The 14,195-nt window shown below is 27.9% G+C and carries 10 protein-coding genes; 2 read left to right on the top strand and 8 right to left on the bottom strand.

Translation table 11 applies throughout. The features are described 5' to 3' along the window. Positions 1-443 precede the first annotated feature (443 nt). The 3 genes from Q0K52_RS07550 to Q0K52_RS07540 all read right to left on the bottom strand — a co-directional run bounded on the left by Q0K52_RS07550 (position 444) and on the right by Q0K52_RS07540 (position 5,972). Positions 444-1,823 carry a hypothetical protein gene (locus Q0K52_RS07550; RefSeq protein ID WP_297298103.1) on the bottom strand — a complete coding sequence of 460 codons (1,380 nt, stop codon included), beginning with the start codon at positions 1,821-1,823 and terminating at the stop codon, positions 444-446. A 401-nt stretch (positions 1,824-2,224) separates the two neighbouring features. Continuing rightward, positions 2,225-4,078, bottom strand: coding sequence for a 6-hydroxymethylpterin diphosphokinase MptE-like protein (locus Q0K52_RS07545; RefSeq protein ID WP_297298100.1), 1,854 nt, complete (start codon positions 4,076-4,078; stop codon positions 2,225-2,227). 109 nt (positions 4,079-4,187) lie between these two features. Then, the gene (locus Q0K52_RS07540) at positions 4,188-5,972 is read right to left on the bottom strand and encodes a tetratricopeptide repeat protein (protein WP_297298099.1); all 1,785 of its coding nucleotides are present in this window, start codon (positions 5,970-5,972) and stop codon (positions 4,188-4,190) included. 778 nt (positions 5,973-6,750) lie between these two features. Here Q0K52_RS07540 and sdaAB point away from each other — a divergent pair. Together sdaAB and sdaAA are read left to right on the top strand one after the other, a co-directional pair. Then, entirely contained in the window at positions 6,751-7,425 is a 675-nt protein-coding gene (gene sdaAB, locus Q0K52_RS07535) for an L-serine ammonia-lyase, iron-sulfur-dependent subunit beta (RefSeq protein ID WP_297298097.1), read from the top strand. Between the two features lie 21 nt (positions 7,426-7,446). Continuing rightward, complete coding sequence (gene sdaAA, locus Q0K52_RS07530; protein ID WP_297298095.1) at positions 7,447-8,328, top strand: L-serine ammonia-lyase, iron-sulfur-dependent, subunit alpha; 882 nt, start codon at positions 7,447-7,449, stop codon at positions 8,326-8,328. Positions 8,329-8,792: 464 nt separating this feature from the next. On the opposite strand, the gene Q0K52_RS07525 is transcribed toward sdaAA, so the two are convergent. The 5 genes from Q0K52_RS07525 to Q0K52_RS07505 all read right to left on the bottom strand — a co-directional run bounded on the left by Q0K52_RS07525 (position 8,793) and on the right by Q0K52_RS07505 (position 14,195). Then, positions 8,793-8,948 carry a hypothetical protein gene (locus Q0K52_RS07525; RefSeq protein ID WP_297298093.1) on the bottom strand — a complete coding sequence of 52 codons (156 nt, stop codon included), beginning with the start codon at positions 8,946-8,948 and terminating at the stop codon, positions 8,793-8,795. Positions 8,949-8,958: 10 nt separating this feature from the next. Continuing rightward, positions 8,959-9,981 (bottom strand): galactose/methyl galactoside ABC transporter permease MglC, encoded by a 1,023-nt coding sequence (gene mglC / locus Q0K52_RS07520; protein ID WP_297298091.1) that lies wholly within the window; start codon positions 9,979-9,981, stop codon positions 8,959-8,961. 21 nt (positions 9,982-10,002) lie between these two features. Beyond that, positions 10,003-11,505 carry a galactose/methyl galactoside ABC transporter ATP-binding protein MglA gene (gene mglA, locus Q0K52_RS07515; RefSeq protein ID WP_297298089.1) on the bottom strand — a complete coding sequence of 501 codons (1,503 nt, stop codon included), beginning with the start codon at positions 11,503-11,505 and terminating at the stop codon, positions 10,003-10,005. Between the two features lie 89 nt (positions 11,506-11,594). Further along, entirely contained in the window at positions 11,595-12,650 is a 1,056-nt protein-coding gene (locus Q0K52_RS07510) for a galactose ABC transporter substrate-binding protein (protein ID WP_297298087.1), read from the bottom strand. Between the two features lie 513 nt (positions 12,651-13,163). Next, positions 13,164-14,195, bottom strand: a complete 1,032-nt coding sequence (locus Q0K52_RS07505; protein WP_297298085.1) for a galactose ABC transporter substrate-binding protein — start codon at positions 14,193-14,195, stop codon at positions 13,164-13,166.

Here is a 14,195-nt window from a genome sequence, read left to right as displayed (position 1 = left end):
TAAATTATGATACACCTATGTTATACTTTAAAAAACTAAGGAATACTTAATGCAATATGTCTGGCTCCTGTGCATATAAAAATAAATTCTACTTATTATATTAATTATTTTTTTATTATGTACAGTTAATAATTCTTGCAAAATTAAATATTGACCGCACGCAGAACAAAGTTAAATAGAAAAATTTATTTATAATTCAAATTTTTACTATATTCTTAATTTGGCCAAGCGTGCGTTAAAAAAATCTAAATTTTAAAAAAACTTGGGTGGGTGCTAAAATCTCTAATTAAAGCAGCAAATATAATATAAACCAAAATTCAAGATGGAGTAATAAGGATAAAAGGGCGGGGTATGTGAATAAAATATTTAAAGTATAAAAAAAGAAGTAAGAATATAATAACTATAAACTTACTTCTTTTTTATATTTTATTTTTATAATTTAATTAATTTACAACTGTATCATAATAGTTTACAATGTACCAATATTGTCCCATTTGTCTTAAAACGAAAGTTCTTTTTACAACAGGATCATATACATCACCAGTATCAGCATTGAAGTATCTGTGATGTAATCTTGTTTCTACTTCAGCTCTTGGTAAGCCATATTCTTCAATAATAGTTACTTTATCAATAGTATAATTTAATAATGTATAAGTAACAGCCGGTTCGTATTCATTTTTTATCATATTAAGTACGCTTGTATAATGTGCTTTTAATTTAGCATCTTTAGTAGACATTATATCTCTTTGAAGTTCTGCTACAAAAGCATTTCTTACTTGTCTGTCATAAGCTGATGCCAAATATTTTTTAAACTCATCAAATAAAGCTTTTCTATCTTCAGGTAGAGAAGTTCTATAGAGAATATCAAATCTTATAGCAAGTTCTCTTATATTGCTTGATTTATAAGCCATTTCCAAATTATTTAAGAAATTATTTCCAAAGTTAGTTCTAAGCATTTCGGCACTTATATTATCAGAGAATTGACTTCTTAAAAATGCTTCAAAACTCAATCTTCTAGCTTTTTGACGAACACCTGTATCTGTAAAATCTTCAAGATAAGTATTGCTGTAATTATTTCTGTAAGTTTCATAATATCTTTGGCTTATGCTTATCATAGAAGGCATATGCATATATTTGAAATAATTTGTCCAATCTTTATTTTTCATAGAGAATAAAGTATTTGATATAACAGTTGTAGGTGAAAATTGTTCTAATTCAGATACATTAGTTATAACATTATAATTAGCAGTGCTATTGTTTTGATTATAAGTTCTAACTCCATCTAATAGGAAATAAGCAGTATCTGCTTTCATAGAAAAATTATCACTTATTTCCGGCATAGGATTAAAACTACATTCTACTCTATATCTTCCTGTTTTATCGAAATAGAACCAATTATTCAAATCTACAAAATATGAAAAACTTTCTCCTTCATTCAAAGTTACAACTCTATCTTTAGAATTATCCAAAGTTCTTTCATTTTTATATTTCCAAAGTGTGTAATTATCTGAAGATACAACAGGATTATTATAATTATCATAAACTGTAAAGCTGTAATTATTAAAAGGATTTGCTGAGTTTGTGAAGCTTATTGTTCCTTTTTTAGCATATATTTTTATTTCCATAGTTATAGGTTCATTCAATCTATATCTATTCAAATCAAAATTCATGCTGATAACATAGCTTGATGGTGCTACTACATTATCATTAGGATAAACCCTTTTAATTTGATCTAGCATGATTGTATCTAAAAAATTGTCATTTTGAGCAAATATACTAGAAAAGCTCATTATAAATAAAAGTAATAATATTCTATGTTTCATACGTCATTACCTTAAAAAATACTACTATAGTTCTTTATCGGAAAAAATATAAAATAACATAAGAAAAATTATATTCATTTCTATACTATTATATAATTAAAAAAATAATGGAAAATATGTAAAATTATTTATTGTATATGATAAAACCTTTATAAATAAAAAACTAGACATTTAAGCTTAATGTGCTATTTACAAATCCCACCCTTTATCCTCATTAACTGTTTTTTACAATATAGCTCTATTTTCTTTTGGGCATTAATAGACATTATAGCACCCGCCCTAGATTTTTTTAAATTTATAGTGTTATATACCGCACGGTGAATAAAATTTAAAATGTTGTTTTATTTGAATTATAATTTTGATTATATTTGAAATTTAGCTAACCGTGCGTGTAAAAAGTTTTATTCTAATTCTTTGTTTATCTTTATCAAAGCACGCTCTATTATATAATGGTTAAAATCAATACTGTCTTTCATAGCTTCGTATAGTTTGAAAGAACTTATTATTGATTTATGCATTGTATCATCTTTAAAATCAAAACCTTCTGTTATCATTTTAATTGTTTTTTGCATAGTAATACCTAAAAACTCATTAACTTTACTTATAGTTAGTATTTTAGCATCGGATTCATCTAGTTTTGCAATAAGTTTATCTACTTTTCTGTTTTTTGATAAATCATTATTAATTGTGTGACATAAATTAATAGCATCATCAACATAAGGTTTTAATGATAATATTTTTTTATCTATTTTTATTAATCCATTTTTAATGCTGTCAAGTATTTTGGTTTTGTCTTCTGTATTTCTATCGTTTTTATCTATTTGTATATTAATATCATCAAATTTATCAATAAGTTCTTGTAATGTAATATTCTCCATAGCTTTTATTATAACACCGCCTTCTGTAGCATTGTAGAATTTTACATTTTTGTTGTTGGCACATTGAGATTCATACCAGTTTCTGTACATATCAAATCTTGAATCGGTGAATACACTCTCACCATAAACATTTTTTTCTTCTCTCAAATTTCCTGCAACAAGTACTTTATATATTCTGCTGTCATAAGAATCAAGCTTTCCTATTTCAGTAAAGAAATTTTCTTCATGATAGCTTCCTTTTATATGAGTTTGATGATTAGGGAAAGAGAGATCCAAACCTACCATTATTATTGGATTAGCTCCTATTCTTATAGCAAAATCATAAGCTGCGGTGGATACGCTTCCTCCCATAGTGATGTCGCCTCTATCTCCTAAAGGTTTCATAAAATATTTAGCTAGTGGGAATATAGAATCAATAAAGTATTCAGCTCCTTTGAATGATTCTATTGCTTCATGATCAACAGAAGATTCTGCTATTAATACGGTATCTTCAAAATGTATATTCCTGAAATATTTAGAGTTTTTCTTTTGAGGGTCTATTGTTATAACAAAATGTGGAGATATTCCATGCGATGATAAAGGCTTCATTGCAGTATCAACAGCTATTATAATCGCTTTATTCTTCATCTCTTTTAATTTTCTTATATTTTTTTCAAGTGAAGGGCCAGCTGATACTATAACTGCAGGTATGTTTTTATATTTATTGAAGAATTTATTAACACCATAATGTGTTGCTATTTCAACCACATTAGAGGCTATATTATAAGCCCAAAGTTTATCGAATCTTGAAATAGTATTTATATTTATTATTTTTTTATCCACTATAGATAATACTTTGGATTGATAATGCAATGCTTCCTCAGCAAATAGGGTAGCATAAGACCTAGTAATAAAAAATTTCACCTTTTTTGTTGTTGTCAATGATATAAATTTCTCTATATCCTCATCATCATTTCCGCCTATAAAGAAAGTTATTTTATTATTTTCTAATATAGTATCTAATTTGAAATTATCTATTAATGTATTAAAAAAATCTATAGAAGGTTCAATTACAGCAACTGGTATATGCAATTTTCTAACCGCATTAACTAAATAACCAGCTCCAATACCAAATACAAACACTAAATCCAGATCTTCATCATTTTCAATTTCTTTTATTAAAGTATTAGCTTCTTTTATAGGGTCATAAGCACTATGAAGAAGTATTTGTTTTCCGTTTTTTATGACTTTTCCAGATGGTTTTTGTGATTTTGTTTCTATAACTTCTAAAGTAATGTCTGACTGTTTAGAGTTTTCAAGCATATTGATAAAATTATATGGATATGCCTTGATATTTTTATTGATTGCTTCTAAATTGATTTTTCTAATTTCGTTCATAATATATTATAAATTTCTTCTTATATTTATTTTTTTCTTTTGTTATCGGCGAGTTATAAAAAGAGTTTAACTATTTGTAAAAATATATATTTATATAGATGTTTTTATGTTATATTAAGTATTTGTTTTGTAATTCTCTAACCATATCTATATACATATTTTTAGCTTTTTTATAATTTTTAGCTAACAGATCTTCATATATTACAGAAATAAAATCTTTATATATATTTTTGTATATGTTTTTACTATTATTGTTTTTATTAATACTTTCTACTATTTTTGGTGCTATATTATAATATTCTTTTATTAATTGAAGTCCGTCATAATCATTTATTAATATATTATCCCTGTATCTTCTAAACTCCATCAATTCATCACAGTCATCATTTTTTCCTAAAGATAAACATACTGCTGTGGTAATGAAACATTCAGAACTTGTTCCATATAAATGTTTACGTGCAATATCTCTATTGTGATATGCATCGTTATAATTAGGGTCTAATTCAATACATTTATCATAATCTTCAATAGCTTCAACACATCTTCCTAATTCAAGTTTAGCATTTCCTCTGTCATTATAGTAATATGCCGTATTATGATCTAACTCTATAGCTTTATCATAATCTTTAATAGCTTCTTCATATCTTCCTAGTTGTTTTTTAGAATCACCTCTGTTGCTATAATAATATGCATCATTAGGATTCAATTCTATAGCTTTATCATAATCTTTAATAGCTTCTTCATATCTTTTTAATTTATATTCAGCATTTCCTCTGTCATTATAGTAATATGCATTATTAGGATTTAATTCTATAGCCTTATTATAATCTTTAATAGCTTCTTCATATCTTTCTGATTCTAATTTAGCATATCCTCTGCTGTTATATGAATCTGAATTATTAGGGTCTAACTCTATAGCTTTATCATAATCTTTAATAGCTTCTTCATATCTTCCTAGTTGTTTTTTAGAATCACCTCTGTTGCTATAATAATATGCATCATTAGGATTCAATTCTATAGCTTTATCATAATCTTTAATAGCTTCTTCATATCTTCCTAATTTGTTTTTTGTATATCCTCTTTTATCATAGTAATACTCATGATTAGGATTCAATTCTATAGCTTTATCATAATCTTTAATAGCTTCTTCATATCTTTTTAATTTATATTCAGCATTTCCTCTGTCATTATAGTAATATGCATTATTAGGATTTAATTCTATAGCCTTATTATAATCTTTAATAGCTTCTTCATATCTTTCTGATTCTAATTTAGCATATCCTCTGCTGTTATATGAATCTGAATTATTAGGGTCTAACTCTATAGCTTTATCGTAATCCTTAATAGCTTCTTCATATCTTTCTGATTCTAATTTAGCATATCCTCTGCTGTTATATGAATCTGAAATAGCTTCTTCATATCTTTCTGATTCTAATTTAGCATTACCTCTGTTGTTATATAAATATGCATTATTAGGTTCTAGTTCTATAGCTTTATTGTAATATTCAATTGATTCTTCGTATCTCTTTTCATTATATAATTTTTTGGCTTCTTCATAATAGTTTCTTAAATTGTATTGATTAGCTTCCTCGGTTTCCTGCTGTTTTTTTAATTCTAATTCTTCAAAATATTTTTTTATTATTTCTTCTGCTTTATTGGTATCTTTAAAAAATATTAAAGTTAATTCTCTTACTTTATTATCTAAACTTGTATTTATATCTATAGAAGAAACTTTATCTTCTAACTCTTTTAAATTGTGAATAGAAAGCCATCTTTTTAATACGCCTTTATCAAAAAGTTCAACGACATCATTAATATTGAAGTTATCCCTTAATTGTTCTATATTAAAGCAAGTTTTTCCGTTAATTTGTAAATTAAATTTAATCTTTTTCATAAATTAAAATTCCATTTTTTTATATACTTGTACAATGATTATAAAGAATTTATTTATATTTTCAATATAGTTTTAAATTATTTAAATTAATTTATACTTTTATAAAATCAATTCAGCTATAATTCTTTAGCTTTATTAAAATCTTTAATGGTCTCATTTTATAATCCTAAAGTATTTTTAGTAATTGCTGATTATATCAGAAGATATAAAAACTGCTTTTTTTAATTATATAATAATTTTTAATTAATGTTCTATTTGTATTGTCCCGCCCTATATCCTTTTAATCTTTCGGGTATTTTGATGTTATTTTTCTTTTTTGATTTTATATATATTTTAAATGCCCGCCCAATTTTTTTAATTTATTGTATATTGACCGCACGCAGAATAAGCTTAAAAATATAGATTTATTTTTAATTCAAATTTTATTATATTATAAATTTAGTTCACCGTGCGTTAAATGAATTCACAATATAATTAACACTTGGGTGGGTGCTAAAAATTCTGATTAAAGTATAAAATATAATTAAATTGGAATTCAAAATATAGTTATAAATAATAAAGGGCGGGGTATGTAAATAAAATTTATTTTGTAATTTAGAATTTCTATTGTATATTGATATATAAAGTTTAAATAAAAAGATATTTAATTAATGAAAATAATTTTAAAATAGGTTACAAAAATATCATTATTTTTTTATTTTTTGGTTAATAAAATTATAAAAAATGTATTCAAAAATTATTTATTATGTTAAATTATATTAATAAATGGAGGAATTTTATGGCTACATTATTTGATATAATAGGTCCTGTTATGATAGGTCCTTCAAGTTCACATACTGCAGGAGCATGCCGTATAGGAAAACTTGCTAAAAAAATTTTGGGAGAAGATGTAAGGGAAGCAAAGATATATCTTCATGGTTCTTTTGCTTTGACTTGGAAAGGTCATGGAACAGACAAGGCGCTATTAGCTGGACTTTTAGGTTTTGAAACAGATGATCCTAAACTTAGAGATAGTTATTCTTATGCTGAGAAAGCTAATCTTAAATATGAATTCATACCTACAACATTAAGAGATGCTTTTCACCCTAATAGTGTTTATATTGAAGTAAAGGGAGATACTAACGAGGCTAATATTTTAGCTTCTTCTATTGGAGGCGGTTCTATAGTTCTTGATAAAGTTAATGGTATTGAGGTGCATTATAAAGGTGATTTTCCTACTATTGCTATAGTAAATAAAGATGTTCCTGGCATCATAGCTCAAGTTACTTCTATTATATTTGAAAATGATATTAATATTGAAAATATGAGTGTAACTCCTCAGTTTGAAGGTCCTAATAGAGGGTATGCTATTATCGTTATAGGAATGACTAATGTTATATCTAAAGAAATTGAGAATAAAATAAGAAGTATAGAAAATATAAGAGATTTCGTATTTTTAGATAAATTATATTAAAAATAATATGGAGTTTAAAGTATGGATATAAAATCTATAGAATCATTAGTGGTTTTGGCTACAGAACAAAATAAAAAAATAAGTGATATAGTAATAGATATAGAAGCTAGAAGCGAAAAAATTGACAGACAAGTTATTATAGATAAGATGTCAAGTTATTATGATATAATGAGAGAATCTGTTGAAAATGGAAAAAAAGAAAAATTTAATTTTGTAACAGGTTTGCAGAATGAATGTGTTGAAATAGTAGAAAAATTTTATAAATCTAAAAAAAGTATATTAGGTGAAACAGTAGGTGAGGTTGTAACTGCAGCAATGGCCGTTAGCGGATATAATGCTTGTATGGGTAAAATAATAGCGGCTCCTACAGCGGGAAGCTGCGGAATAATGCCGGCCGTTTTAACTGTATGTGAAAATAGAGGATACAAAAGAGAAGATATAGTACAATCAATGTTTACAGCTGCTGGACTTGCTGATATAATTGCCCAAGTAGCTACATTTGCTGGTGCTGGCGGCGGATGTCAGGCTGAATGCGGAAGTGCTGCTGCTATGGCTGCTTGTGCTTGTGCTGAGATTATGGGCGGTACTCCTGAACAATGTGCTAATGCTTTTGCTTTGTCTTTATCTGCTATACTTGGTTTAGTATGTGATCCTGTGGCAGGGTTCGTTGAAGTGCCATGTATGAGTAAAAATATTATGTCATCTGTACATGCTATAGTTTCTGCTGAATTGGCTTGTGCTGGATTTAAAAGCGTTATTCCTGCTGATGAGGTTGTACTTGCTATGAAAGAGGTTGGAGAAGGAATGGACGAAAGATTCAGAGAGACTTCTCAAGGGGGACTTGCTAATACTCCTACCGGACGTGCTATTGCAGAAAAACTTTTAGGAAAAATAAATAAATAAAATAAATAATTTTTGTGTATTATAAAAAGCTTACAAATATTTTTGTAGGCTTTTTTTATAAATATATACTTTCAATTTTAATTACACTTGCCCGCCCTTTATACTTTCAATACTATTCTGATATTTTTGTATTATTTTTCTTCTGAAATTTTTATTGTTATTTTAACTTCCCGCCCAAGATTTATTTAAATTTATTGTTTATTAACCGCACGCAGAATCAAATTAAGAATATAGATTTAATTTTTATTCAAATTATTATTATATTATAAATTAGTTTACCGTGCGTTAAATGAAGTTCTAATATAATTAACACTTGGGTGGGTGCTAAAAATTCTATCTAAAATAAAAAATGTAATATGAATTAGAATTAAGAATACAGTGATGTAGAAAAAGGTGGGAGAATTAAAAGAAGTTTTATATATAAAAAGGGCCATACTTAAAATTAAGTACAGCCCTTATTATTTTTAATTGTAAATTATACTCATTATGTATCTTATAAACTCAGCTACTAGAAATATCATCACTATAAAACCAAGGAATATCCAAGATTTCAAAGTACGTCTTCTAGTTTCCTTTTTATTAAATTCTCTTCTAAAAGGATCGTTATTATTATTTTCCATAATAGACTCATCATACTTTTTTCAAATATTTTTGTGTATCAACAGCAACAGCAGCTATAATGATAGCACCTTTAATTATGTATTGCATGTATGGAGAAATACCAACAAATGACATACCATAGTTAATAACTTGGAATATTAATACACCAGATACAATACCTAATATAGAACCAATACCGCCAGAGAAAGAAACACCACCAACTACACAAGCAGCAATAGCATCAAGTTCGTAACCGTTACCTAAGTTGTTAGTAGCAGAACCAACACGAGCAACCTCTAATGAACCAGCTATACCATATAAAGCACCAGCCATAGTGTAAACTATCATAAGAGTAACAGGAATATTTACACCAGAAACAGCAGCTGCTTCAGGGTTTCCTCCAACAGCAAATATGTTCTTACCTAATTTAGTTTTATTCCAAATAACCCACATTATGGCAGTTATTATGACAGCAAATATGATTAAGTATGAAATAGTATAACTTCCTAATTTAATACCGCCTTGAGCTAAATTAGTAAATCTAGGATCAAGTCCTCCGATAGGCTGAGCACCATAAGGAGGTCTGTCAAAATAAGTACTTGTTACACCATAAAGAATAAGCTGCATACCTAAAGTAGCAATAAATGGAGTTACATATAATTTAGAAATGATGAAACCGTTGATAAGACCAAATACCATAAGTATAAGCATAACTAAAAGTATAGGTAATATAACAGGAAGTACAGGTAAATCAGGATACATTCTAGTAGGGTTAGTAGTAGATTGTAAAAGAGAAGCACTTACAACAGCAGCAAGTCCAACAGCTCTACCAGCACCTAAGTCGTTACCTTGAGTTACTAAAAGAGTACCAATACCAACAGCTATTATCATACGAGTAGAAGCTTGAGCAAATATGTTTAAGAAGTTGCTAAGCCTAAAAAAAGTAGGTTCTTTAATGATAATACCTATAAGTATTATAAGTAATGCTGCGAATATAGCATTGTTTAATATAAATGATTTAATAGTTTTAACGTTTATTTTATTCTTGTCCATAATTCTTCCTTTTTAATTAAATTATAAATATTTAGCAGACAATGCCATAATTTCTTCTTGATTAGTATTTTTAGTTTCTACAATACCAGCTACTCTACCATTACTCATAACCATAATTCTATCAGTTATACCAAGTAACTCAGGCATTTCAGAGCTAACCACTATTACAGCTTTTCCAACAGTAGCTAAGTCAATAATAAGTCTATATATATCATACTTAGCACCAACGTCTATACCTCTTGTAGGCTCATCAAGCATAAGAATATCAGGTTTGCTTAAAAGCCATCTTCCTAAAATAACTTTTTGCTGATTACCACCGGATAATGATTGTATAGCAGTTTTCTCAGAAGGAGTTTTTACCTGCATACTATCTATTACCCATTTTGTGTCTTCATGCATATTTTTATCATCTAAGAATCCGAATTTATTTTTATAATGGTCTATATTTGCTATTATAGAATTGAAATTAATAGATAACATGCCAAATATACCTGTTTGTCTTCTTTCTTCTGTAACCAAAGCAAAACCATTTCTTATAGCTTTTCTAGTAGAAGAATTATTAACTTCTTTTCCCATTTTTATAACAGTTCCAGAAGATATAGTTCTCATACCAAATATACTTTCTAGTACTTCAGTTCTTTTAGCACCAACAAGACCGGCTATACCGAATACTTCACCTTTTCTTACACTAAAATTAACATCTTTAAGAGAAGGCTGATAGAAAGCAGTGAAATTTTTAATTTCTAATATATCTTCACCAGGGACATTAGTTTTTTCTGGGAAACGATTAGTTAAATCTCTACCTACCATTTGTTTAATTATCATATCAGTAGTTAATTCTTTAGCAGGAGTTGTAGCAACATATTTACCGTCTCTCATTATAGTAACTTCATTAGAGATCTGTAGAATTTCTTCCATTTTGTGTGAAATATAAACCATTCCAACACCTCTGCTTTGAAGCTTTCTAATAATTTTGAATAATTTAGCTACTTCCTTTTCAGTAAGAGAACTTGTAGGCTCATCTAATACTAATATTTTAGAATTGTAAGAAACAGCTTTTGCGATTTCAACCATTTGCATTTCTGATACAGACAAAGTAGATACTTTTGTCCTTGGATCTAGAGGTATTTCTAAATCATCAAAAATTGCTTTAGTATCGTCATACATTTTCTTTTCATCAACAATTCCAAATTTAGTTGGGTACTTACCAAGCCAAATATTATCTTGTATATTTCTCTGTCTAACTTGGTTAAGTTCTTGGTGAACCATTGCTACACCATTATTTAATGCTTGTTTAGGAGAAGTGAAATTAACTTCTTTACCATCTAAAAATATTTCTCCGCTATCTTTACGATATATACCAAATAAACATTTCATTAAAGTGGATTTTCCAGCTCCGTTTTCACCCATAAGGGCAACAACTTCGCCTTCTTTTACAGTGAGTTGTACATTATCCAATGCCTTAACACCTGGAAAAGACTTTGAAATACCTTTCATTTCAAGAACAATCTTTTTATTATCCATTATTAAAAACCTCAATAAATTACAAATACCTATTTACAAAACAGGGATATTTGTTTAAATATCCCTGTTTATCAAAAATAAATTATTTATTATTTGTATGCTTCTTCAGCAACATTTACATTATTTTTAGTTATAGGAACATAAGGAACGCGAACAGCTTTAACTTCGTCTAAAGTCCAAGTAGTTCCATCTAAAGGATCTTTACCAGCAGCAACATTTAATGTAATGTCAACTAGAGCTTGAGATTGTCCAACTGGGTCATTAAGAACTGAACCAACTACAGTTCCTTTTTTGATTTCGTTGATCATTTCTGGAATAGCGTCAACACCAACTATAGGTACATATTTAGTAGTATCGCCTTCTTTGTTGTAACCTAAAGACTGTACAGACTGTAAAGCACCTAAAGCCATAGCGTCATTGTTACAGAAAATATATTCTATTTTATCACCATGTTTTTGCATCCAAGCATCAACTATATCTTTAGCTTTTGCAGTATCCCACATAGCTGTTTGTTCTGGTTCTAATCTTTCGATTTTTAAACCGTTGTTAGTGATGAATAAAGTAACGTGACTAGTTCTAGCTTCAGCATCTGGGTGGCCTGGTTCACCTTTTAATAATACATACTGTATAACACCATCACCGTTTTTGTCCCAAGTTGGATTAGCTTTCCAAGTGTCTACAACAACTTGTCCTTGCATATCTCCAGATTCTTCAGGAGTAGTACCTACATACCAAGTTTTATCATAGCTAGCCATAGCTTGAGCACTAGGCTGTTTGTTGAAGAATACAACAGGTATATTTTTAGTTTTAGCTTTGTCTATTATAGTTTGAGCAGCTTGTGGGTCTACTAAGTTAATAGCTAAAGCTTTAGCATCTTTTTGAATCATTACATCAACTTGGTCATTTTGTTGAGCTTGGTTGTTTTGAGAGTCATTGATAATTAGATTAGCTTTTCCGCTGATTCTACTTTCAATGTTTCTTCTATAGAAAGACATAAAGTTATCGTCATAACGGTAAATTGTTACACCGATAGTAGGACCGTTAGCAGCAGCTGAAGAAGAAGAAGAAGATCCGCCACCACATGAGATTGCGAAAATTGAAGTCATTACTAATAATGCTCCAGTAACGATAAGTGATTTTTTCATATTAGAAAACTCCTTAAATTAATTAATATTCTCTACCTAATTAGTATATAAATTTATTTTCTTAAATCAAGTAAAATGACATTTTTACATATTCATAACAATTATATGACTAAAATTCTTAATTAATTTGCATTATTTACATTTTATATATGTTTTTTTATTATGTTATGTTGATATTTGGTACTTAAAATTTTGTATATTATTTAATATTTTGAAGAATTTTTTATAATCATTTTTATATATTTCAGTATTTTAACTTTTTTATAACTTGATTATTATATAATTATATGATTTGTTATTTTTATAAAATATAAAATTATGATAATTTATCATATAAAAATAGCTAGACTTTAGTGAAATTTTTTAAGTTGTAATATTTTAAGATATTAAAAATTGTTTTTATGAATTGTATATATTGTATTGATTTTTTATTAAAAAGAATAATAACAATTAAATTCACATATTAAGAATAAATATGTGAATCTAATTGTTTAAATATTTTTTATTTATTTCTTATTTATAAGCTTCTGCTGATTCTTCTATATTTTCTAATGTAATTGCTCTGTATGGAACTCTTACAGCTTTAACATCATCTAATTTATATTCTGTTCCGTCAAGTACATCTTTTTTATTAGCAACATTTAAAAGCATGTCTACTATAGCTTTAGCTTGATCTTTAGGGCTTTGTAATACTGTACCAACTACTGTACCTTTTTTTATTTCTTCGATTACTTCAGGTATAGCATCAACACCAACTATAGGAATGAATTTAGCAGCATCGCCTATATTATATCCTTGTTTTTGTATTGATTTTAATGCACCTAAAGCCATAGCATCATTATTAGAGAATATAAACTCTATTTTATCTCCAAATTTTTCGATCCAAGCATCAGCAGCATTTTGTGCTTGAAGTATATCCCAGTTAGCAGTTTGTTCATCTAATTGTTCTATATTAATACCATTATCAGCTAATACTGCTTTAATTCTTGATGTTCTGGCTTCAGCATCTGGGTGTCCTGCTTCACCTTTTAATAGTACATACTGTAGAACGCCGTCACCATTTTTATCCCAATTAGGATTTGATGTCCAAGCTTTAACAACTAATTCGCCTTGTATGTTTCCTGATTCTTCACTTAAAGTACCAACATACCAAGCTTTATCATAACTCAACATATCTTCTTTGCTAGGCTCTTTGTTGAAAAATATTACAGGAATTCCAGTAGGTTTTATTTTGTTAATCATAAAACTTGCTGATGCTGGATCTACTAAGTTAATAGCTAAAGCATCAACATTTCTTTGAATAGCGGCATCAATTTGGTCATTTTGTTTTACCTGATCATTTTCAGAATCGTTCATAATAAATTTAACTTTACCGCTTAACATTGTTTCAATATTTCTTCTCATAAATGAAATGAAGTTGTCATCATATCTATATATTGTTATGCCAACTTCTATTTCGCCGTCAGCTGATTTGGAATTATTTCCGCAGCTAACCGATACCAACAATAACAAAGATGCTAAAAAAGTAAAAATTACTTTATTCAT

The sequence above is a fragment of the uncultured Brachyspira sp. genome (assembly GCF_944390845.1).
Lineage (GTDB): Bacteria > Spirochaetota > Brachyspiria > Brachyspirales > Brachyspiraceae > Brachyspira > Brachyspira pulli.
Note: the sequence above shows the minus strand (reverse complement) of the source record. Positions and strands in the feature narration are given on the sequence as shown.

Coding starts and splice junctions, on each gene's coding strand:
- Q0K52_RS07550 (WP_297298103.1), bottom strand. CDS start 1,823: ATGAAACATAGAATATTATTACTTTTATTTATAATGAGCTTTTCTAGT.
- Q0K52_RS07545 (WP_297298100.1), bottom strand. CDS start 4,078: ATGAACGAAATTAGAAAAATCAATTTAGAAGCAATCAATAAAAATATC.
- Q0K52_RS07540 (WP_297298099.1), bottom strand. CDS start 5,972: ATGAAAAAGATTAAATTTAATTTACAAATTAACGGAAAAACTTGCTTT.
- sdaAB (WP_297298097.1), top strand. CDS start 6,751: ATGGCTACATTATTTGATATAATAGGTCCTGTTATGATAGGTCCTTCA.
- sdaAA (WP_297298095.1), top strand. CDS start 7,447: ATGGATATAAAATCTATAGAATCATTAGTGGTTTTGGCTACAGAACAA.
- Q0K52_RS07525 (WP_297298093.1), bottom strand. CDS start 8,948: ATGGAAAATAATAATAACGATCCTTTTAGAAGAGAATTTAATAAAAAG.
- mglC (WP_297298091.1), bottom strand. CDS start 9,981: ATGGACAAGAATAAAATAAACGTTAAAACTATTAAATCATTTATATTA.
- mglA (WP_297298089.1), bottom strand. CDS start 11,505: ATGGATAATAAAAAGATTGTTCTTGAAATGAAAGGTATTTCAAAGTCT.
- Q0K52_RS07510 (WP_297298087.1), bottom strand. CDS start 12,650: ATGAAAAAATCACTTATCGTTACTGGAGCATTATTAGTAATGACTTCA.
- Q0K52_RS07505 (WP_297298085.1), bottom strand. CDS start 14,195: ATGAATAAAGTAATTTTTACTTTTTTAGCATCTTTGTTATTGTTGGTA.